This is a genomic window from Mesorhizobium sp. M7A.F.Ca.US.005.03.1.1, assembly GCF_003997975.1.
GTDB classification, from domain to species: Bacteria; Pseudomonadota; Alphaproteobacteria; order Rhizobiales; family Rhizobiaceae; genus Mesorhizobium; species Mesorhizobium ciceri.
Genome location: NZ_RZRO01000008.1, coordinates 34,379 through 53,243, shown reverse-complemented (window position 1 = coordinate 53,243; position 18,865 = coordinate 34,379). Strand labels below are relative to the sequence as shown.

Below are 18,865 nucleotides of genomic sequence, written 5' to 3'. Positions count from 1 at the left end.
GTTTACACCGCCACTTCCTGGGAAGCCCATTTGCGCAGGATCTGCGCGGTGCGCTCCTCGTTGAGGTCGACCATCCTGGCAAGCCGGTCCTGCGGCGCCGGCCGGATCTTCTGGCGAAGATCGTCGAGCGGAGTGGGGCCTGGGCGTGTGCCTGGCAAGGCGCCAACCGCGGCATTGTCGGTGGCCGCCATTGCCTCCGGCGTCGGCAGCGAGCGCTGGACGTCGTCGAAGCTGGGACCTGCCAGGGCTGGAGCAGCCTTTGCCGTCAGCGCCGCGGCCATCGGCCTCAGGCCGAAGAAGGCCACCAGGAACACCACGACGATGAAGGCACCTGCATTGATCATCGTGCCGGCATGCTGGCCGATCGAATCGAGCATTCCCGCCTGCGGGATCGCCTCGCCATCCAGGCCATCGATGAACTCGACCGCCGAGACGTCGATGATGTCGCCGCGCTTTTCATCCAGGCCGGTGGCGGATGTAACCATCTTCTGGATCTCGGCGACGCGCTTGGCGATCTGCTCCGGTGTGGCGTCCTTGCCGAGGATGGTCGTCAGCCGCTGCTGGTTGACGACCACGGCAATCGACATCTTGGTGACGGTGTAGCCGTTGGAGACGGTGGCGATCTTCTTGGAATTGATCTCGTAGTTGGTGATCTCTTCCCTGCGGTCGTTCTGCGAGGAGGATTGCGGGCCATCGGTGGCGGTTGCCTGGGTCTCGGGCAGGTTCTGCTCGACGCTGGCCGGAGTGGAAGCCTGCTTCTGGTTGTTGTTCTCGTTGGCGCGCACCGACTGCACCGAGCGCTCGACGCGGGAATTCGGATCGAAGATGGTCTCTTCCGTCTGGCGGGTGTCGGTGTTGACCTCGGCCTTGACGCTGGCGCGGAAATTGTCGGGGCCGAGATAGGCCGTCAGCGCACGGCGGATGTTGTCTCCGATCTGCGCCTCGACGGTCTGCTCGACGCCGAGCGTGCGGGCGGCGCTGGTGTTGGAAGGGTCGTCGCCCGCAGCCAGCAGATTGCCGCTGGAATCGAGCACCGTCACCTTGTCGGCCGACAGGCCGGGGACGGCGGCGGCGACGAGATGGCGGATCGACATGGCGCTCTTTTCGGCGTCGATGCCGGCGTAGCGGATGACCACGGAGGCGGAAGGCTGCTGCTCGTCACGGCGGAAATTGGCGCGTTCGGACATGACGATGTGGACCCGCGCCGCCTTGATGCCCGATATCGACTGGATGGTGCGGGCGATCTCACCTTCCAGCGCGCGCACGCGGGTGATCTGCTGCATGAACGAGGTGAGGCCGAGCGAGCCGACATTGTCGAACAATTCGTAGCCGGCATTGGCGCTGGTCGGCAGGCCCTTTTCGGCAAGCAGCATGCGCGCCTGGGCGGTGGTGCCGGCCGGCACCAGAACCGAGGTTCCGTCGGCGCCGACATCGAAGCCGATGCCGGCTTCGCCGAGCACCAGGCCGATCTGGTTCACGTCGGCGCGGTCGAGTCCGACATAGAGCGTGTCGTAGGCGGGGCGGTTGAGATAGACCGAGGCGATGCCGATGACGCCCATCACCAGAACGGCGATGCCCGCCAGCATGGCGAGGCGCTTCACGCCAAACCCGCGGAGATTCGAGATGATGCTCTGGATCTGTTCCGGCACGGTTCAACGACTCCCAGCATGATTGTCCGCCGGAACTCTAGTCTTCGAAGCTTGTGCGAAAATGAAATCGGGCCGCGCTTGCGGCGCGGCCCGTCAATCGGAGTGCGAAAAGGAGGCGCCGGTGGCGCCCGCGATTAGTTCTTGAACAGCGACAGGATCGACTGCGAGGAGCTGTTGGCAATCGACAGTGCCTGGATGCCGAGCTGCTGCTGCACCTGCAGGGCCTGGAGGCGGGTCGATTCCTTGTTCATGTCGGCGTCGACGAGCTGGCCGACGCCGCGGTCGATGGAGTCCATCAGGCTCTGTGTGAAGGTCTTCTGCAGGTCGATCGAGCTCTTGGCCGAACCGATGATGGTGGCGGAATCAGTCAACTGGGCCATGACCTTGTCCATCATGGTGACCATCTGGGTGATGATGCCGTCGGTCACCCCTGGGGCCGTGATGTCGAGGTTGTAGGCGGAAATATTGTCGACCTTGGTGACCGCTCCCGCCGCCGTCTGGCCGGCAGTGTTCGCGGCGATATCCGTTCCTCCGCCCGCGATCACGCCAGCATAGGCGTTGTCATACAGGGTCTGGGCGGCGCCCGTGGAATAGATGGAGGTCTGGCGATCGAGGACGCCCTGGTTCTTGACTTCGGCGGCAAGGCCGTAGTCGAAAAGCTTGGTGCCCTCGACATTGATGTTGATCGTTCCGATCGAGACAGCGCCGGATGAAGAGCGATTGAATGAGGACACGATCTGCGAGTCGGGCTGGACGCCATCATTGGCGGACGTGACCTGCTTGGAGGTCACCGCGAGGAAATTCGAGCCGGAGAAGGTGGCCGCATCGGCAAAGGACTTCATCTGCGTTTGAAGCGCCTTGATCTCGGTCTGGGTCTTCGCCTTGGCGGCATCCGTCTGGCCGACCATGGACAACACCTTGGTCTTGATCTGGCCGATCGTCGTCAGCACGTTGGTGATGCCGGTGTAGGCGGCATCGACTTTCGAGGCGCCGAGGCCGAGTGCATCCTGCACCGTCGACAGGGCCGAATTGTCCGAGCGCATGGTGGTGGCGATCGACCAATAGGCGGCGTTGTCCGAAGCCTGCGAGACCCGATAGCCGGTCGATATGCGGGCCTGTGTCTGTTCGAGCGACTTGTTGGTGGCGCTGAGGCTTTGAAGTGCGGTTAACGCCGAGGCGTTGGTCATGATGCTCGCCAAGAAAGTCGCTCCTTCTCAAAAGCCGACATGCTCAGACATGCCGGATGGGCCTGTTCAACGATTGGCATCGTGCCGGTCGGACCGATTCGCCAACTGTCGTAAGCTATTGGTTAACCATAACTAGCGCGGCATGGTTAACAGCCTGTTAAAAGCTGGCTTTTGAGAGTTAAGGATCGAGGATTGTGCGGGGCTGGAGCAAACGCAAATAGGGCCGCGCTTTTGGCGCGGCCCGAATTTCTAGTGCGAACTGTGGTTGAGCGGAGGCGATCAGCCGCGGAAGAGCGACAGGATCGACTGCGAGGAACCGTTGGCGATCGACAGCGCCTGCACGCCGAGCTGCTGCTGGACCTGCAGGGCCTGCAGACGGGTCGATTCCTTGTTCATGTCGGCATCGACGAGCTGGCCGACGCCGCGGTCGATGGAGTCCATCAGGTCCGAGGTGAAGGTCTTCTGCAGGTCGATACTGCTCTTGGCGGCGCCGAGCGTGGTGGCCGAGTTGGTCATATCGGCGAGCGCGGAGTCGATGACGGTCAGCATCTGCTTGATCTGCGAATCGCTGGCAGCCGTGCCACCCGAGAAGATGGAAAGCGAGGCGGCCGAATAGGTGTCGGTGGCCAGTGCAGCCGCCCCTAGAGCTGTCTGCGTGCCGGAGACCGCTGCGGCCACACTGCCGTCGCTGCCGAGGCGGTACGTGTCAAGGATGCCCTTCGCGAGGCCCGAGGTGGTACCAGCTTCATAGAGCTTGATGCTTTCCACCTTGACGTCGATGGTCGAGATCGAAGATGCGCCGGCCGCGTCACGGTTGAAGGCCGAAAGGATCTTCACATCGGCAGCCGTCGTGGCTGTTGAGCCGCTGTCTACGGACAGCATGTTGGTGCCGGAGAAGGTGGCGCCGTCGGCGTAGGACTTCATCTGCGCCTGAAGAGCGGTGATTTCGGTCTGGGTCTTTTCCTTCGAGGCGTCCGTCTGGCCGTAGGAAGCCAGCAGCTTTGCCTTGATCTGGTTGATGGTGGAGATCGCGCTGTTCATGCCGGTATAGGCGGTGTCGACCTTCGAGGCGCCGAGGCCGAGAGCGTCCGAAACGGTGGACATTGCCTGGTTGTCGGAGCGCATCGTGGTGGCGATCGACCAGTAAGCGGCGTTGTCCGAGGCCTGCGAGACGCGATAACCGGTCGAGATGCGGGCCTGGGTGTCCTGGAGGGATTTGCTGGTGGCGTTAAGGCTCTGCAGAGCCGTCAACGCGGCGGAGTTCGTCATGATGCTGGACATGGTACTCGTACCTTGGTTTTTACAGGTGTTTTTTTGACATACCGGGCCTCCCGGTATGACGGTGCGGCATCATGCCAATGATCTCTGAAATCGATCACCCGCCATCTGCGAGCGAATATGCGGGCAAGTCCCTACCAAAGGGCTAAACCGGACGGTTAATCGAAAATATATTGCTGGAATTTCGAGCCGGCGCGGCAGTGTCAGTTGAAGGAGCGCACCAGGCTGCCGACAAGCAGGTTCCAGCCGTCGATCAGGACGAAGAACAGGATCTTGAACGGCAGCGACACCACCGTGGGCGGCAGCATCATCATGCCCATCGCCATCGTGATGGTGGCGACGATCAGGTCGATGACCAGGAACGGCAGCACGATCAGGAAGCCGATTTCGAAGCCGCGCCGGATCTCCGAGATCATGAAGGCGGGCACCAGGATGCGCAGGTCGACGGTGTCGCGCGAAACGGTCTGGCCGCGCTCGCGGGCGAGATCGGCGAAGAGGTCGAAATCCTTGTCACGCACATTGTGCAGCATGAAGGTGCGGAACGGATCGGAAATCTTGTCGAAGGCTTCGGTCTGGGTGATCTGGTTGTCCATCAGCGGCTTGACGCCGGTGTTCCAGGCCTGATCGAAGGTCGGCGCCATGACATAGAAGGTCATGAACAGCGACAGCGAAATCAGGATGAGGTTTGCCGGTGTCGACTGCAGGCCGATGCCGGCGCGCAGGATCGAGAAGGCGATGACGAAGCGGGTGAAGCTGGTCACCATGATCAGCAGGCCCGGCGCGACCGACAGAACAGTCAGCAGGCCGAACATCTGGATGATGTAGCCGACGGTGGTGCCGTCAGCCTTGCCGATGCCGCCGAGATCGAGCTGCTGAGCCGCCGCGATGGAGGTGGCGGCGGCGATCATGGCGGTGGCGAGAAGGAACTTTCTCATTCGAGCAGCAATGTCCTGATGAGTACCTGTTTGGCGTGACCCTGGCTGCGGATCGCGGCGCGTTCTTCGAGGTCGGCCTTCAGGTGCTGGTAGCCGCTGGCTCCCTCGATCTGATGCATCTTCAACGTGCGCACCAGGGCCAGGAGATCTTGGTGGATGTCATCCGACATTGCCTGTGGCTGCGGCGCGTCATAGACGACGGACACCTCCATCCTGATCCAGGTGCCGGCAGGCGAGGCGATGTTGGTGGTGATCGGCGCCAGCACGACAAGCATCGGGCCCAGGCCTGGTTGCTCGGCTGCGGCGGGCTGCATGATCTTACCTTCGTTCTCAGGCGCGACCGGTACCGAGGCCGGTGCGCCGACGCCCTTGAGATAACCGCCGGACATCCAGCCCACGCCAATGGCGGCCGCCGTCACAAGCAGCAGCATGCCGGCCTGAATGACAGGGGAGGGACCCTTGCGCGGCTGAACCTGTTCAATATTTGCCACGGCGCCCTGCCCCGATCCTAGAACGGAAGAACCTGGTCGAGGATCTGCTGGCCGTAGGCAGGTTGCTGGACCTCGGTGATGCGACCGCGTCCGCCGTAGGAGATGCGGGCCTCGGCGATGCGTTCGTAGGGGATGGTGTTTTCGGCGCCGATATCGGCCGGCCGCACGATGCCGGCGAGCGTCAGCACCCTGAGCTCGGCATTGACGCGCACTTCCTGCGATCCGGTGATCATCAGATTGCCGTTGGGCAGCACATCGGTGACGATCGCCGCGACATTGAGTTCAAGCGTTTCCGAGCGCTTGATCTCGCCGTCAGCCGTCGTGTCGGTGGTGGAGCTGAGAGCCCCGGCGCCCTTGCCGGCGGTGCTCCACTTGTCCCACTGCGCGCTGAGGTCATAACCGAGCTTGCGATTGGCGGTGCGGCTCCTGTCGTTCTGGTTCTTGAAGTTGGCGCGATCGTTGATCTTGATCTTGACCGTCAGGATGTCGCCCTGGGACAACGCCCGCGGGTCGGTGAACAGCCGGCTCTGGCGGTCGTCCCACAACGAGAATTTCTTGACCGGCACTGGCGGCGTTTGCGGATATCGATAGAGCGAGCCGGTGCTGCCGCCATCGATGCCGGAGCCGACCGGGGACAGGGCCGGCTCTCTGCCGACCTCCTTGAGGTTGGTTCCGCAACCGGACAGCATGGTAACCGCGCACAGGACAAGCATCTTCCGGATCATGACGGATCTACCCTTCGGGCTGCGCTGGCCATAATGCCGGTGAGCGTTGCCGCCGCCTTCTGGTCCATTTCGTTGAGGATGACGCTCGCCTTGCGTGAATCGAGCTTCATCAATATAGCCGCAGCCAGGTCGGCGTTGACGATGGCCAGCCGCTCGGCGGCGGCGTCGGGTTTCATACCGGCGTAGATCTGGACGACGCCGTCCTCGGCCCGGGCCAGGAAAACCTCGCGCCGCTTCAGCCAGGTCTCGTATTCAGCTTTCTTTGCATCAAGAGCTTTCATGCGCTCGTCAATGCCAGCCTGGAGCTGCTTCAGTTCCTGCGCCTGCAGGACATAGCGGCGGTCGCGGGCGGCGTCGGCGATGTTTGAGCAGAAGCGCTCGATCTCGCTTTGGTCCGGCGCCTTTTCCCGTGTCAGTTGCTGCGGCGCCGCCGCCACCTGTGCTCCCGGCAGGACCTGGCGGAACGTCTCCTCGCCGCGCGCGGTGCCGCCGGCAAAGGGCAGAGCCGCGAGAAAAGCGGTCGCAAGCAGGATCGCGGCTTTGCGGTGTCTGTCGTGGCGTGGGAAGGAGCGCTTCATCGGCATCGCCTATTGCAGAACCAGGTCGGCCTGCAGGGCCCCGGCCGACTTGATGCCCTGCAGAATGGCGATGATGCCGTCCGGCTTGACGCCGAGGCGGTTGAGGCCGGAAACGAGGGTCTGGAGATCGGGTCCGTCAAGCACGGCAACGCGGGCGTCGGGCCGGCTGGCGTCGATGGCGGTGAACGGTTCGATCGCGGTCTCGCCCTTGGAGAAGGGTTCGGGCTGCACGACGCGCGGCGCTTCGGTGATGCGCACGGTGAGCGTGCCGTGGCTGATGGCGACCCGTGAGATCTTGACGTCATTGCCGATGACGATGGTGCCGGTGCGCTCGTCGATCACGACACGGGCCGGCGTGTCGGATTCGACCACCAAATTCTCGATTTCGGCATAGAAGCGCGCCGCCGAGACACCCTTCGGCCTTCTGATCTGGACGGTGCGCGAATCGCGCTCGGCCGCCACCCGCATGCCGAAGCGCTGGCCGGTGTAGTCGTTGATGGCATCCGCGATGCGGATAGCGGTCGAGAAATCGGGATTGCGCAGCTGCAGCGTCAGGATCGCCTGATCGTCGAATTCGGCTTGGACAGCACGCTCCACGATGGCGCCGTTGGGCACGCGGCCGGCGGTCGGCACGCCTTGCGTCAGCTGCTCGGCCTGTCCTTGCGCGGTAAAGCCGGACACGATGACCGAGCCCTGGCCGACGGCATAGATTTCGCCGTCCGCCGCCTTCAGCGGCGTCATGATCAGCGTGCCGCCGGAAAGCGAGGTCGCGTCGCCCATCGAGGAGACGTCGATGTCGATGCGGGCGCCCGACTGCACGTAGGGCGGCATGTTGGCGGTGACGATGACGGCGGCGACATTCTTGGCGCGCGCGCTGCCGCCTTCGGTGGCGATGCCGAGGTTTTCGAGCATCGCGCGGATCGACTGTTCGGTGAATGGCGAGTTGCGCAGGCTGTCGCCCGATCCGGCAAGGCCGATGACCAGGCCGTAGCCGACGAGCTGATTGTCGCGCGAACTCTGCAGCTGGGCGATGTCCTTGATACGCGAGGCGACCTGGCCCGGCGGCAGCGAACTCGGCCCGGTCGAAACCCGGAACATGCGGCTTGTGGTGGCCGGATCATATTCGGGATCGTTGTAGACGCCGCCATTCTTGGCGGCGAGCTCGCGCTTGGCCTTCGGCGTCAGGCCGTCGGCCAGCGCCGGCTGCAGGCCAAGCACGGCTGCCAGGATCAAGGTAAGCCCGCGCATCATGAAGCGCTGACCTGGATGGTTCCATCCGCCATCACCGTGCCGGACAGGATTTTGCCGCTGTCGATGTTGCGAACCTTGACGAGGTCGCCCGCGGCTCCTGGTTGCAGCGTTACGGCGGTCGCCGAGATCGTCAGGCCGCCGGCGATGAAGAAGATCTGCACGGAGGCACCCTGTTCGACCAGCCAGGCCTCGCGGATGGCGGCGGAGGGAATGTAGCGGCCGGGCAGCAGGGTGCGCTTGGCGACCTTGCCATCCAGTTCCTCGGCCCGTGTGGCGACCGCCTCCGGCTTGTGCTTGCCGACGGTAAGGGTGACCTGTTTCAGGGCAGCCAGGTTGATGGTCTCGCCGGGATAGATAACCCGGCTCGGAATAAGCACCACCTCGCCGCCAGCTTGATTGCTGGCGATCCGGGTGGCCGACTGGTTGGCCGATTCCTGGGCAAAAGCCGGCATCGTGCCGGTCACCAGCGCAAGGACGAGCGCGGTGCGGCGGAATGCAGACAGGAGGCCGGGCGTCGACATCATGCGTTACCTGATGTTCTTGGAGACCACGGAGGCCATGTCGTCGGCGGCCTGGATGACCTTGGAGTTCATCTCATAGGCGCGCTGCGCCGAGATCAGCTCGGTGATTTCCTTGACCGGGTCGACGTTGGAGGCTTCGAGATAGCCCTGCTGGATGGTGGCAAAACCGGGATCGCCAGGCACGCCGACGTTCGCCGGCCCCGAAGCCGTGGTTTCCTGGAACAGATTGTCGCCGAGCGGCGCCAGGCCGGCCTCGTTGGCGAAATTGGCGATCTGAAGCTGACCGAGGTTCTGCAGGTCGGTCTGCCCGTCGATGCGGGCGAAGACCTGGCCGGTCTTGTTGACGATGACCTCGACGGCATCAACGGGAACATTGATTGCCGGAATGACCGCAGCGCCGTCGACCGTCACCAGCTGGCCGGTGGCGTTGGTGTTGAGAGCGCCGGCGCGGCTGTACAGCGTGCCGCCGTCGGCACCCTCGATCTGGAACCAGCCCCTGCCGGTCAGCGCCAGGTCGAAACTGTTGCCGGTGCTGGTCAGTTCGCCCTGGGTGTGCACGTTGCGCACCGCCGTCGTCTTGACGCCGAGGCCGATCGAGACGCCCTCCGGCACCAGCGAGGCGTTGGAGCGGTTGGGCACGCCTTGCGTGCGGTCGACCTGATAGAGCAGGTCGGAGAATTCGGCACGGGCGCGCTTGTAGCCGGTGGTGTTGATGTTGGCGATGTTGTTGGCGATGACTTCCAGATTTGTCTGCTGGGCATTCATGCCGGTGGCGGCGATGGCGAGTGCTTTCATGTCGGAATTCCTCAGATGCCCATTCGACTGACTTCGAGATAGGCGGAGACCACCTTGTCGCGTATGGCGACGGCGGTCTGAAGCGCCTGCTGCGCGCTCATCACGGCGTCGACCACCTGGCGGGTGTCGGCATCGCCCTTGAGCGCCTGCATCGATACCTGCTCGGCATTCTGCATCGTGTCGACGGTCTTGGAGGCTGCCTGGCTCAGCGCCTCGGCAAAGGAGGTGCCGACATTGCCACCGGCCGACGGTGTCGCGCCGCCCTGGAGCAGGCTTGTGGCGGCGTCATCGCCGCCGATCGACGGCTTGAACTGAAGGGCTCCGATACCGCTGATCATTACTGGTTCCTCATCAGGTCGATGGTCATGGAAATCAAGTCGCGGGCCTGCTTGACCACCTGAAGGTTGGCCTCGTAGGAGCGATTGGCCTCGGTCATGTCGGCCATTTCGATCAGCACGTTGACGTTGGGCATCTTGACGTAGCCCTTCTCGTCGGCGGCCTCGTTGCCGGGCTGGAACTCGACTGGAAAGTCACTGGGATCTCGATCGATCGAGTTCACTGCAACCGTTGAACTGCCGGAGGCCCGGTCGAGCTCGGAGACGAAGCTGATGGTCTTGCGGCGATAAGGGTCGGAGCCGGGCGCGGTGCCCGTCGACTGAGCGTTGGCGAGGTTCTCGGAAACCACGCGCAGGCGTTCCGACTGGGCGCCGAGGCCGGATGCTGCGACTTTGAGGGCTGCGGTCAGTGCGTCCATGGTCAGCTCTTCACCGCCATCATCATCATCGAATGGAACGCCTTGACGATCGCCGTGTTGAGCTCGAAGGACCGGCGCACCTCGCCGGCCTTCAGCAGTTGGTCTTCCAGCACGACCGAGTTCTTGGACGGCATGACAACGCCGTCATCTTCCTGCGGCTTGATGGTGAAGCCGGCATTGGTCGCTGCATTGCCGAGATGGCCGGCCTGGGTGGCCTGCAGCGATACGGTGGCGCGGTCGAGCACCTTTTCGAATGGCTCGACGTCGTTTGCCGTATAGCCTGGCGTGTTGGCATTGGCGATGTTGCCGGCCACGGCCGACTGGCGCACGGCCAGCCATTGCGCTTGCTTGGCGGCGAGGTCGAAAAGGGAAACGGGCTCCATGGGAATCTCCGAGCAGGTACCCAGAGACTAGGCCGCCAGTCTTGCGCGGGCCTTGCGGATGGCCGGAAGCCGGAGATCGTTTATCGGGACAGTTCGATCACCTGGTCGGCACTGGTGACCATGACCCATTTGCCGTTGCGCTGCTCGATGGAGGATACCTTGCTGGAATCCGGCAGTATCGAGCCGCGCTGGACCATCCAGAGGCCAGCGTCGTCCTGGATCATGGCGCGGCCGTTGGCGACATGAACCATGCGGAATTTCGCCGCGTCGGCCGGAAACGGTTGCTCGTCGGATGCGGCTGCGGGATCGGCATCATCCCGCACCGTCCCCGTGGCAAGAAGATCGAGATTGGCCGCGGGAACGTCCTTTGCCGTCAGCGGCGCGCTGCGTTCGGCGACCACGCCGCCGCCCGCTCGCCCGGAATTAGAGCCTGTGCCGCCGAACTTCATCGCCTGGACGCCAAACTGGTCCTGGTTGAAGAAGATATACCAGGGGAACAGGGCGCAGATCAGGCCGAGCGCGATGCCGAGCGCGGCAATGACGAAATCGCTGCGTCGGTCGGACTTCTTCTCCAGTCGGGGAAACGGCGCCTTTGGCGGCTGCGGCCATTCGGTGCGCGGGAACAGGCCGTCGATCAGCGATTCCCGGCTGGCCTGCGTCATCTCGGCAGCCACCGCCTGGGGAGCCCGGGACAGAGCGGGTTCGACGGGCCTGGCCAGATCAGGATCGGCTTTGCCAGCCCGTGGCAGGATTGGCTTGACGGCTCTGGCCAGAACGGCCTCGGCTTTGGCCGCGATGGCACGGGCGGCCTTTGCTTTGGCAGTTCTCGCCGTGTCAGCCTCTGCCTGCTGCGCGGCATTGGCCTCGGCGATCATGTCGCGCAGGATGCGCTCGGTGTATTCGCGTTCAGTCTCCGGCATCGGCGTTCAGCTTGCTCTTGAGGTGGCGGGCGAGATCGGAGAACGGGTCGGCTGAGGGGCGATCCTTCGGCCCTTGCGTCAGCGCTTCATAGATCAGCGGCACCTGGCGCACGGCGATGTCGAGTTCGGCATCGACGCCGCCCTGATAGGCCCCGAGCAAGCGGATATCGCGTGTGTCCTCGAAGCGCGAGATCATCGACTTCAGCCTTGTCACCAGCGCGCGCTGTTCGACGCTCCAGGCCTTTCCGGCCAACCGCGATATGGACGACAGCGGGTTGACGGGGGGATAGCGACCCTGTTCGGCGATCGTGCGGTCGAGCACGACATGGCCGTCGAGGATGCCGCGCACGGAATCGGCGACCGGGTCGTTGTGATCGTCGCCGTCGACCAGTACGGAAATGATGGCGGTGATCGATCCCTTGCCTTCCGTACCCGGCCCGGCGCGTTCGAGCAGCTTGGGCAATTCGGTGAACACCGAGGCCGGATAACCGCGGGCGACCGGCGGCTCGCCGGTTCCCGTCGCCACCTCACGCAAGGCGTGAGCGAAGCGGGTGATCGAATCCAGCACCAGCAAAACGCGATGCCCCTGGTCGCGAAAATGCTCGGCGACGCGCATGGCGGTGTCCGGCGCACGCCGGCGCATCATGGCGCTTTCGTCGCTGGTGGCGACGACGGCGATGGTCTTGGCCATGCTGTCGCCGATCGTGTCCTCGAGGAATTCACGGACTTCCCGGCCGCGTTCGCCGATGAGCGCCACCACGACGGTATCGAATGCGTCGGCTCCGGCGAGCATGGCGAGCAGCGTCGACTTGCCGACGCCGGAGCCGGCAAAGATGCCGAGGCGCTGGCCGAAGCAGAGCGGCGTGAAGATATCGATGACCTTGACGCCGGTCATGAAGGCAGTGCCGACGCGTTGCCGCGCCATGGCGCCCGGCGTCGTCTGGGCGCCGCGCGATGTGTCGTCTCCCCGGGCGAGCGGCGGGCCGCCATCGATCGCCCTGGTGAGTGCGTCGATGGTGCGGCCGCGCCATGAGGCATGCGGTGCCACCACAAGCGGACCGCGGCGGAACACGGCATCACCGATGCCGGAATCGGCGCTGCGTTCGAAGGGTGCCACGACGGCCTCGTCGCGGCCGATCTTGACGATCTCGCCGCGGCGCGCACCGGCATGGCCGGGCTGCTCGACGATGTCACCCAGCCTGGCGAAGCTGGAAAGGCCGTGCACCTTGTAGTGCGTGGGCGTGACTTCGATGACGCGGCCGCCGCGCTTGAGCAGTGCCTCGGCGTCGGCGAAACGCCGCCAGACCCGTTCCAGGGCGGCAAGCCGGTCTTCCGGTGCCGGCTGGAGTTGTCTTTCGAGTGCCCGCAGGGATGGCTGGTCGAGCGACATGGACTATTTCGAGCCGAGCGTCTTGATCGCCTCGTCGGTGGACGAGTCGGTCTGGCGCATCAGGGCGGCCGTGTTCTCGAAGGCGCGCTGGACCATGATCAACCTGGTGATCTCCAGCACCGGATTGACATTGGACTCTTCGAGAAAACCTTGGGCAACGCCGATATCGGAGCGATCGGTGACAGGCTCCGGGGTGCGTGCCGGAACAATGCCGGAATTGCCATAGCGGACGAAGTTCGCGCCTGGATCGAAATTGTAGAGGCCGATCGATCCGACAAGCTGATCGTTCTGGCGCAACGAACCATCGGCCCCGGCCTTGGGCGGACCGTTGCGGGGGTCAAGCTGGATCGGCGAGCCGCCGGCATCGAGCACCGGGTGGCCTTCGATCGACATCAGCTCGCCGTTCTCGTTCATCGAAAAACGGCCGTCGCGGGTCATGACGGTGCCGACCGGCGTCTCTATAGCGAACCAGGCATCGCCCTGGATGGCGAAATCGAAGGGATTTCCGGTCTCGCTCAAGGCACCGTGGGCGCCGGAAAGGTAGGTCTTGCCCGGGGAGGCGAATGACACCGATTTCTGCCCGGTGCCAGAGACGACGTCCTCGAACTTCACGCCGGTGGCGCGAAAGCCGATCGTGGAGGCGTTGGCGACGTTGTCGGCGATGGTGTCGAGGCGCCGCTCGAGCGCGATCTGCGATGAAAGAGCGACGTACAGGCTGTCCCGCATGATGGTCTCAGAACCTCAGTTTCTGCATGGCCATCATCAGGTCGGTGGAGATGCCGACGGTGAGTGGCTGGGCAAACAGCACGCTGACCGAGGTGACGGCCGATGAAGTCGGGTTGTTGATCTCGTACATGCTGGTGAAGCGCGTCAGGAACTTGCCGAGTTTCTCGGGGTCGGAGAAATCCGAGATGTCGAGTTTCTGCTCGAACAGCTGCGCCTGCTTGTCGACATCGGCGGTGGCGAAGGAATCGGGCAGGCCGAGCACGGTGCGCACGACACTGGCAAGCGCAGTGTCGGCCAGCACGTCATACCAACTGGTGATGGTTGGGGCCTTGCGATCGAAATAAAGCGCCAGCCGCACGCCCTGGTTGGTCTGGCCGGCATCCTCTTCGAGGGTCTGGCGCATGTATTTGTCGACGGTCGGCTGCTGCGCCGGATTGATGGTGGTGGCCGCTTCGCCGTATTGTTCGAAGTTGAAGGCGGCGGCCAGCCCGGCATAGGCCTTGTTGGTCATCTTGTTGGCGACGCTGTCGGCGTCGCGAATGCCACCGGCAAGAACGTTGCGGATGAGGTCCTTGCTTTCCGTCGCCGGGTCCAGTCCGTAGGCCGAGAGCACGTAGTTGTACAATCGGCTGTTGGCCATCAGGTCGTCGACGGATTTCACGTTCGTGACGTTGGCAAGATAGTACGCGGTCTCCGACTTGATGTAGTCCGCATTCGGCGCGATCAGGCCAAGCGCCGACTCCGTCGTATAGATTTTCGGCGTGTCTTTCTGCACTTCGTCGCGCGACGTTGTCTGATCGCCATATTGGGCAAAGTTGAAGGCCGTGACGAAGTTGGCGTACCGTTTATCCGTCAGCTTGTTTGCTGGGCTTTCGGGGTCGCTGACGCCGCCCTCGAGCATTGTGCGGATCTGCTGCGGCGTTTCGGTTGACGCATCAAGTCCGTAGGAAGCCATGGCGAAGGTGAGCAGGCGCTTGTCCGCCATGAGGTTGTCGATCGACGTCACCTTGGAAATGTTTGCCGCGTAATAGTCGGCCTCGCCCTTGATATATTGCGCGCTTGGCTCGACCAATGTCAGTCCGGCTCCGGCCATGTATCCTTTCGGCACCGCCTGCTGGACATCGTCGCGCATGGTCGTCTGATCGCCATACTGGGCGAAGTCGAAGGCTGCGACGAATTTGGCGTAGCTCTTGTCGGGCAGTTTGTTGGCAGGACTGTCGGGATCGCTGACGCCACCTTCGAGCATCGCCTTGACGGTTGCGGCAGGTTCGGTTGCGGCGTCGAGTCCGAAAGCGGCCATCGCATATGTCAGCAGGCGGCTGTCGCCCATCAGGTCGTCGACCGATTTAACCTTGGCGATGTTGGTGACGTAGTAGGCGGTTTCGCTCTGGTAGTAAGGGAGCCCCTTCTGCGAGGCGCCGATCTGGACTTGCAGCGCATAGTTGCTGGTCACCAGTTGCTGCGCCTTGTTGTAGACAGTCGTACTGGTGCCGTTGGCGGCGAAATTGAAGGCCCTGACGAATTCGGCGTAACGCTTGTCGGTCAGCTTGTTGGCGAAGCTGTTGGGATCGGAGACGCCTTCTTTGAGTGCCTTGACCATGAAGGCCTTGGCGTAAGCCATGTCCTCGAGCCCGTAGGCCTTCATGGCATATTTGAACAAACGGTCATTCTTGACGAAATCGTCGATCGATTTCACCTTGGTGATGTTGTCCAGATAATACTTGGTGTCGCGATCAACCACGGGCTGCTGCTCGATCCTGTCGATCGACTTTGAAATGTCCCTGGTGATGAGCTGGTAGCTGGTAAAGGTATTAAGCAAAGAGGTGCCTCCGGCCGAAGCTATGTCCGGACAATACCCCTACTTCCTTGCGCGAAACTGAATCGTCTCCGACGCCTTCGATTCAAGCCTCACACAAGGCACGGGGGCTATCCCTAGCTCCTGATGTGAAATGCGGAAGGACCTGTCGTGGGCATTCTGATTGGACTGGTGGTAACGCTCGGCTGCGTCCTTGGCGGCTTCATGGCCATGGGCGGCCATCTTCACGTGCTGATCCAGCCCTGGGAGGCAGTGATCATCTGTGGTGCGGCTTTTGGCACCTTCCTCGTCGCCAATCCGATGAAGACGGTCAAGGATACCGGCAAGGGCATTCTCGAAGCTTTCAAGCAGGCGGTGCCGAAGGAACAGGACTATCTCGAAACGCTCGGCGTGCTGCACTCGCTGATGCGCGAGCTGCGCTCGAAATCCCGCAGCGAGGTCGAGGCGCATATCGACAATCCGGAAGAGTCGGCGATTTTCCAGGCGTTCCCAACCGTGCTGCATAACCACGACCTGACGCATTTCATCTGCGACTACTGCCGCATCATCATCATCGGCAATGCCCGCTCGCACGAGATCGAGGCGCTGATGGACGAAGAAATCCAGACCATCAGGTCCGACAAGATGAAGGCCTATCACGCGATGGTGGCGGTGGGCGATGGCCTGCCGGCGCTCGGCATCGTCGCCGCCGTGCTCGGCGTGGTCAAGGCGATGGGCGCGCTCGACCAGTCGCCGGAAATTCTCGGCGGTTTGATTGGTGCCGCACTTGTCGGAACGTTCCTCGGCATCTTCCTGTCCTATTCGGTGGTCGGACCGGTCGCCACCAAGATCAAGACAGTGCGCGAGAAGAAGAACCGCCTCTATATCATCGTCAAGCAGACGCTGTTGGCCTACATGAACGGCGCGCTGCCGCAGGTGGCGATCGAGTTCGGCCGCAAGACCATCTCGTCCTATGAACGGCCGACGATCGACGCGGTCGAGCAGAGCACGATGAATACCGGCACCGTCGAAAAGAAGGCCGCCTGAACGATGCGCGACAGATCGGTCCCGGCACTGTCATGACCAGCCTGGGCAGTCCAGCGGAAGCGCGCTCGCTGATCATCGAGCGTCTGGTCGGCGACAGCGGCGAGGCCGCGCAGGTCATCGACGCAGGCCGCGCCATGGCCGAACGCGCCGTGCCGCTGCTGCAGAAAACCCTGACCAGCGAGTTTGGCGTTCCGGTCGTCGTCGATCTCAAAGCGATCGAGGTCAGCCGCGTTCCCGAGGCGCGTTCGCGTGCCGGCGACACGTTTGCGATGACCGTGATCGGCTCGTCGGCGTCCTCCGATGCGATGACCCTGGTGATCGATGCTCCGGCGATCGCCATCATGGTCTGCACGCTGTTCGGCGGCGACCCGGATCTGCCGGCATCGCCGATCGAACGCGATCTGTCGCAAATCGAAATCGATGTTTCGACCATGGTGTTCCAGCAGGTCGCACAGGCCCTCAACGGATCGGGAAAGCGTTCGCTCGACCTGCGCCTGCCCGCGCCGCGGGCAATGTCGGGCACCGAGGCGAAGCGGTACGTGCTGCGCGATGGCGCGGCAATCCGCATCGTGCTTGGCATCTCGACGCCGGCCGACAGTGGCACCGTGACGGTGACGATGCCGCAGCGCGTCGTGCTGGCCAGCCGCGACGGAGCCGTGCCTGTCAGCGACGACGATCACGGCCCCAGCTGGCGCGCCCGCTTCTCGGAAGAGGTGATGCGCTCCACCGTGGCGCTCGAGGCCACGATGCCGCTGGCGCGGCTGACGCTCGGCGACCTCGCCGGTTTCGAAATCGGCGATGTCATCGAATTCGAGGAAACGGCCCAGTCCCAGGCGCGTCTCAGCGCACGGGGCAAGACGCTGTTCGTATGCGAGTTCGGCAAACTGGGACAGAATTACACCGTCCGGATCAGGCAACCTTACGATGCCGGGCAGGACTTTATCGACGGGCTGATGCCGGCTGCCGCCGGACGCGCCTGAGCATTTGGAGACGATCATGGCCAAAACCAAGGCGGAAGCCGACCTCGACCAGCCGGACGAGCAACTCGACCGTGCCATCGAAGAATTGCGCGGGGTCCTGCATGAAGAGGAGCAACGCCCCGATGCGGCGTTCAGGGCGGCCTCGTCGGCCAATTCGAGCGTGATCATGAACATCCCCGTCGATGTCCAGATCATCCTCGGCAGCACCGAGATGCCGGTCTCCGATCTGATGGCGCTGCAAAAAGGGTCGACCGTGGCGCTCAATCGCCGCATCGGCGAACCTGTCGACGTCGTGGTCAACGGCCGAAAGATCGCGCGCGGCGAGATCACCGTGCTGGAAAGCGATCCTTCGCGCTTCGGCATCAGGCTGACCGAAATCATCGCCGGCACGAAGGGCGCCTAGACATGGTTTGCGGGGCTTGCCGGTGGCAGCGGAGGCGAGTGGCATGACGACGCCGGTGACCTTGACCCGCGCGCAGAAGGCGGCCGCCATACTTGTGGCGATGGGCAAGCCGTCGGCCAGCCGCCTGCTGAAATTCTTCAAGCAGGAAGAACTGAAGGCCCTGATCGAGGGCGCCCGGCTGCTGCGGACGATTCCGCAAAGCGATCTTGAGCGCATTGTCGCTGAGTTCGAGGCCGAATTCACCGAAGGGGCGGGATTGCTCGATTCCGCCGACAGGATGGACACCATCCTCAACGAATCGCTCTCGCCCGAAGAGATGAGCGCGATCATGGGCGACAGGAAATTCGAGGTCGCACCGGAAGGCCCGCCGCCGATCTGGCCCGAGCTCGAAAAGCTCGAACCGGCGCGGCTTGGCGCCTTCCTGGCCGGTGAGCATCCGCAGACAGCGGCCATGGTGTTGTCGAAGCTGGCGCCGCAGGTGGCGGCGAGCGTGCTGCTGACACTGACCAAGCCGATGCGTGGAGAAATCATCAAGCGCATGGTGACGATGGCCAATGTTCCCGACGCTGCCGCCAGGATCGTCGAAAACCGGCTGCGCACCAGTGTGCTGGCCGAAACCTCGACCAAGGATACCTCGGCCGGACAGGCGCGTGTCGCCAGCGTCCTCAACGAACTCGACAAGCCGCTGCTCGAGGAGGTGATGCAGGATCTGGAAGCCGCCGGCACGCCTGATCTCGACGGCGTGCGAGCCCGGCTGTTTGCTTTCGACGATCTGCCGCTGCTCACCCAGAAAGCGCGGGTGCTGCTGTTCGACGGGCTATCGACGGAGCTGGTCACGCTGGCCTTGCGTGGCACGTCGGCCGCCCTTGCAGAATCGGTGCTGTCGGCCATCGGCGCCCGCTCGCGGCGCATGATCGAAGCCGAGCTCGGGCAGGGCTCGGACGGGATCCCCCTCGCCGATATCATGGCGGCCCGCAAGACGATCGTTACGACGACGATCCGGCTGTCGCGCGAAGGCGCCTTCGAACTCCCCTCGACCCAAGACGCCGCCTAGGAC

Annotated in this window: 21 protein-coding genes; 4 read left to right on the top strand and 17 right to left on the bottom strand. The window is 63.4% G+C overall.

The features are described 5' to 3' along the window. Positions 1 to 2: 2 nt before the first annotated feature. From fliF to EN990_RS05945, 17 genes are all read right to left on the bottom strand, one after another. Positions 3 to 1,649 (bottom strand): flagellar basal-body MS-ring/collar protein FliF, encoded by a 1,647-nt coding sequence (gene fliF / locus EN990_RS06025; protein ID WP_013529786.1) that lies wholly within the window; start codon positions 1,647 to 1,649, stop codon positions 3 to 5. A gap of 134 nt (positions 1,650 to 1,783) precedes the next feature. Beyond that, a complete protein-coding gene (locus EN990_RS06020) occupies positions 1,784 to 2,848 on the bottom strand; it encodes a flagellin (protein ID WP_024502691.1) in 1,065 nt (354 codons plus the stop codon). 267 nt (positions 2,849 to 3,115) lie between these two features. Further along, entirely contained in the window at positions 3,116 to 4,117 is a 1,002-nt protein-coding gene (locus EN990_RS06015; protein WP_013529788.1) for a flagellin, read from the bottom strand. A 200-nt stretch (positions 4,118 to 4,317) separates the two neighbouring features. After that, positions 4,318 to 5,049, bottom strand: coding sequence for a flagellar type III secretion system pore protein FliP (fliP, locus tag EN990_RS06010; protein WP_013529789.1), 732 nt, complete (start codon positions 5,047 to 5,049; stop codon positions 4,318 to 4,320). Beyond that, a complete protein-coding gene (locus tag EN990_RS06005; protein WP_013529790.1) occupies positions 5,046 to 5,540 on the bottom strand; it encodes a flagellar basal body-associated FliL family protein in 495 nt (164 codons plus the stop codon). Before EN990_RS06005 ends, fliP begins: the two co-directional genes overlap by 4 nt. A 17-nt stretch (positions 5,541 to 5,557) precedes the next feature. Then, positions 5,558 to 6,265, bottom strand: coding sequence for a flagellar basal body L-ring protein FlgH (gene flgH / locus EN990_RS06000; RefSeq protein ID WP_127369921.1), 708 nt, complete (start codon positions 6,263 to 6,265; stop codon positions 5,558 to 5,560). Then, positions 6,262 to 6,849, bottom strand: coding sequence for a MotE family protein (locus EN990_RS05995; protein ID WP_164753689.1), 588 nt, complete (start codon positions 6,847 to 6,849; stop codon positions 6,262 to 6,264). Before EN990_RS05995 ends, flgH begins: the two co-directional genes overlap by 4 nt. Positions 6,850 to 6,852: 3 nt before the next feature. Next, complete coding sequence (locus EN990_RS05990) at positions 6,853 to 8,094, bottom strand: flagellar basal body P-ring protein FlgI (protein WP_013529793.1); 1,242 nt, start codon at positions 8,092 to 8,094, stop codon at positions 6,853 to 6,855. After that, positions 8,091 to 8,618: a flagellar basal body P-ring formation chaperone FlgA gene (gene flgA, locus EN990_RS05985; protein WP_127385032.1), complete on the bottom strand. Its 528-nt coding sequence runs from the start codon at positions 8,616 to 8,618 to the stop codon at positions 8,091 to 8,093. Before flgA ends, EN990_RS05990 begins: the two co-directional genes overlap by 4 nt. 3 nt (positions 8,619 to 8,621) lie before the next feature. Beyond that, the gene (gene flgG, locus EN990_RS05980) at positions 8,622 to 9,410 is read right to left on the bottom strand and encodes a flagellar basal-body rod protein FlgG (protein WP_013529795.1); all 789 of its coding nucleotides are present in this window, start codon (positions 9,408 to 9,410) and stop codon (positions 8,622 to 8,624) included. A gap of 11 nt (positions 9,411 to 9,421) precedes the next feature. After that, entirely contained in the window at positions 9,422 to 9,748 is a 327-nt protein-coding gene (locus EN990_RS05975; protein ID WP_013529796.1) for a flagellar hook-basal body complex protein FliE, read from the bottom strand. After that, on the bottom strand, positions 9,748 to 10,164 hold the full coding sequence (flgC, locus tag EN990_RS05970; RefSeq protein ID WP_013529797.1) for a flagellar basal body rod protein FlgC: 417 nt from the start codon (positions 10,162 to 10,164) through the stop codon (positions 9,748 to 9,750). Before flgC ends, EN990_RS05975 begins: the two co-directional genes overlap by 1 nt. A 2-nt stretch (positions 10,165 to 10,166) precedes the next feature. Then, the gene (gene flgB / locus EN990_RS05965) at positions 10,167 to 10,547 is read right to left on the bottom strand and encodes a flagellar basal body rod protein FlgB (protein WP_127369911.1); all 381 of its coding nucleotides are present in this window, start codon (positions 10,545 to 10,547) and stop codon (positions 10,167 to 10,169) included. A gap of 80 nt (positions 10,548 to 10,627) precedes the next feature. Then, a complete protein-coding gene (locus tag EN990_RS05960; RefSeq protein WP_063173011.1) occupies positions 10,628 to 11,467 on the bottom strand; it encodes a hypothetical protein in 840 nt (279 codons plus the stop codon). Beyond that, positions 11,454 to 12,857, bottom strand: coding sequence for a flagellar protein export ATPase FliI (fliI, locus tag EN990_RS05955; RefSeq protein WP_013529800.1), 1,404 nt, complete (start codon positions 12,855 to 12,857; stop codon positions 11,454 to 11,456). Before fliI ends, EN990_RS05960 begins: the two co-directional genes overlap by 14 nt. 3 nt (positions 12,858 to 12,860) lie before the next feature. After that, the gene (gene flgF / locus EN990_RS05950) at positions 12,861 to 13,583 is read right to left on the bottom strand and encodes a flagellar basal-body rod protein FlgF (protein ID WP_013529801.1); all 723 of its coding nucleotides are present in this window, start codon (positions 13,581 to 13,583) and stop codon (positions 12,861 to 12,863) included. A 7-nt stretch (positions 13,584 to 13,590) separates the two neighbouring features. Then, positions 13,591 to 15,402, bottom strand: a complete 1,812-nt coding sequence (locus EN990_RS05945) for a DUF1217 domain-containing protein (protein WP_013529802.1) — start codon at positions 15,400 to 15,402, stop codon at positions 13,591 to 13,593. Between the two features lie 147 nt (positions 15,403 to 15,549). Here EN990_RS05945 and motA point away from each other — a divergent pair, with 147 nt between their 5' ends. The 4 genes from motA to EN990_RS05925 are packed head-to-tail and all read left to right on the top strand — an operon-like array spanning position 15,550 to position 18,862. After that, the gene (gene motA, locus EN990_RS05940) at positions 15,550 to 16,425 is read left to right on the top strand and encodes a flagellar motor stator protein MotA (RefSeq protein WP_013529803.1); all 876 of its coding nucleotides are present in this window, start codon (positions 15,550 to 15,552) and stop codon (positions 16,423 to 16,425) included. 32 nt (positions 16,426 to 16,457) lie between these two features. Then, complete coding sequence (locus EN990_RS05935) at positions 16,458 to 17,405, top strand: FliM/FliN family flagellar motor switch protein (RefSeq protein ID WP_013529804.1); 948 nt, start codon at positions 16,458 to 16,460, stop codon at positions 17,403 to 17,405. Positions 17,406 to 17,421: 16 nt separating this feature from the next. Next, the gene (gene fliN / locus EN990_RS05930; RefSeq protein ID WP_023809994.1) at positions 17,422 to 17,808 is read left to right on the top strand and encodes a flagellar motor switch protein FliN; all 387 of its coding nucleotides are present in this window, start codon (positions 17,422 to 17,424) and stop codon (positions 17,806 to 17,808) included. Positions 17,809 to 17,851: 43 nt separating this feature from the next. Next, a complete protein-coding gene (locus EN990_RS05925; RefSeq protein ID WP_013529806.1) occupies positions 17,852 to 18,862 on the top strand; it encodes a flagellar motor switch protein FliG in 1,011 nt (336 codons plus the stop codon). The last annotated feature ends 3 nt before the right edge of the window (positions 18,863 to 18,865 follow it).

Bases quoted from the DNA above. Each gene is read 5' to 3' on its own strand.
- EN990_RS05990 (WP_013529793.1), bottom strand. From the start codon at position 8,094: ATGATGCGCGGGCTTACCTTGATCCTGGCAGCCGTGCTTGGCCTGCAG.
- flgB (WP_127369911.1), bottom strand. From the start codon at position 10,547: ATGGAGCCCGTTTCCCTTTTCGACCTCGCCGCCAAGCAAGCGCAATGG.
- fliI (WP_013529800.1), bottom strand. From the start codon at position 12,857: ATGTCGCTCGACCAGCCATCCCTGCGGGCACTCGAAAGACAACTCCAG.
- flgC (WP_013529797.1), bottom strand. From the start codon at position 10,164: ATGGACGCACTGACCGCAGCCCTCAAAGTCGCAGCATCCGGCCTCGGC.
- flgG (WP_013529795.1), bottom strand. From the start codon at position 9,410: ATGAAAGCACTCGCCATCGCCGCCACCGGCATGAATGCCCAGCAGACA.
- EN990_RS05975 (WP_013529796.1), bottom strand. From the start codon at position 9,748: ATGATCAGCGGTATCGGAGCCCTTCAGTTCAAGCCGTCGATCGGCGGC.
- flgH (WP_127369921.1), bottom strand. From the start codon at position 6,265: ATGATCCGGAAGATGCTTGTCCTGTGCGCGGTTACCATGCTGTCCGGT.
- fliN (WP_023809994.1), top strand. From the start codon at position 17,422: ATGGCCAAAACCAAGGCGGAAGCCGACCTCGACCAGCCGGACGAGCAA.
- EN990_RS05960 (WP_063173011.1), bottom strand. From the start codon at position 11,467: ATGCCGGAGACTGAACGCGAATACACCGAGCGCATCCTGCGCGACATG.
- EN990_RS06015 (WP_013529788.1), bottom strand. From the start codon at position 4,117: ATGTCCAGCATCATGACGAACTCCGCCGCGTTGACGGCTCTGCAGAGC.
- flgA (WP_127385032.1), bottom strand. From the start codon at position 8,618: ATGATGTCGACGCCCGGCCTCCTGTCTGCATTCCGCCGCACCGCGCTC.
- EN990_RS05925 (WP_013529806.1), top strand. From the start codon at position 17,852: ATGACGACGCCGGTGACCTTGACCCGCGCGCAGAAGGCGGCCGCCATA.
- EN990_RS05995 (WP_164753689.1), bottom strand. From the start codon at position 6,849: ATGCCGATGAAGCGCTCCTTCCCACGCCACGACAGACACCGCAAAGCC.
- flgF (WP_013529801.1), bottom strand. From the start codon at position 13,583: ATGCGGGACAGCCTGTACGTCGCTCTTTCATCGCAGATCGCGCTCGAG.
- fliP (WP_013529789.1), bottom strand. From the start codon at position 5,049: ATGAGAAAGTTCCTTCTCGCCACCGCCATGATCGCCGCCGCCACCTCC.
- EN990_RS05935 (WP_013529804.1), top strand. From the start codon at position 16,458: ATGACCAGCCTGGGCAGTCCAGCGGAAGCGCGCTCGCTGATCATCGAG.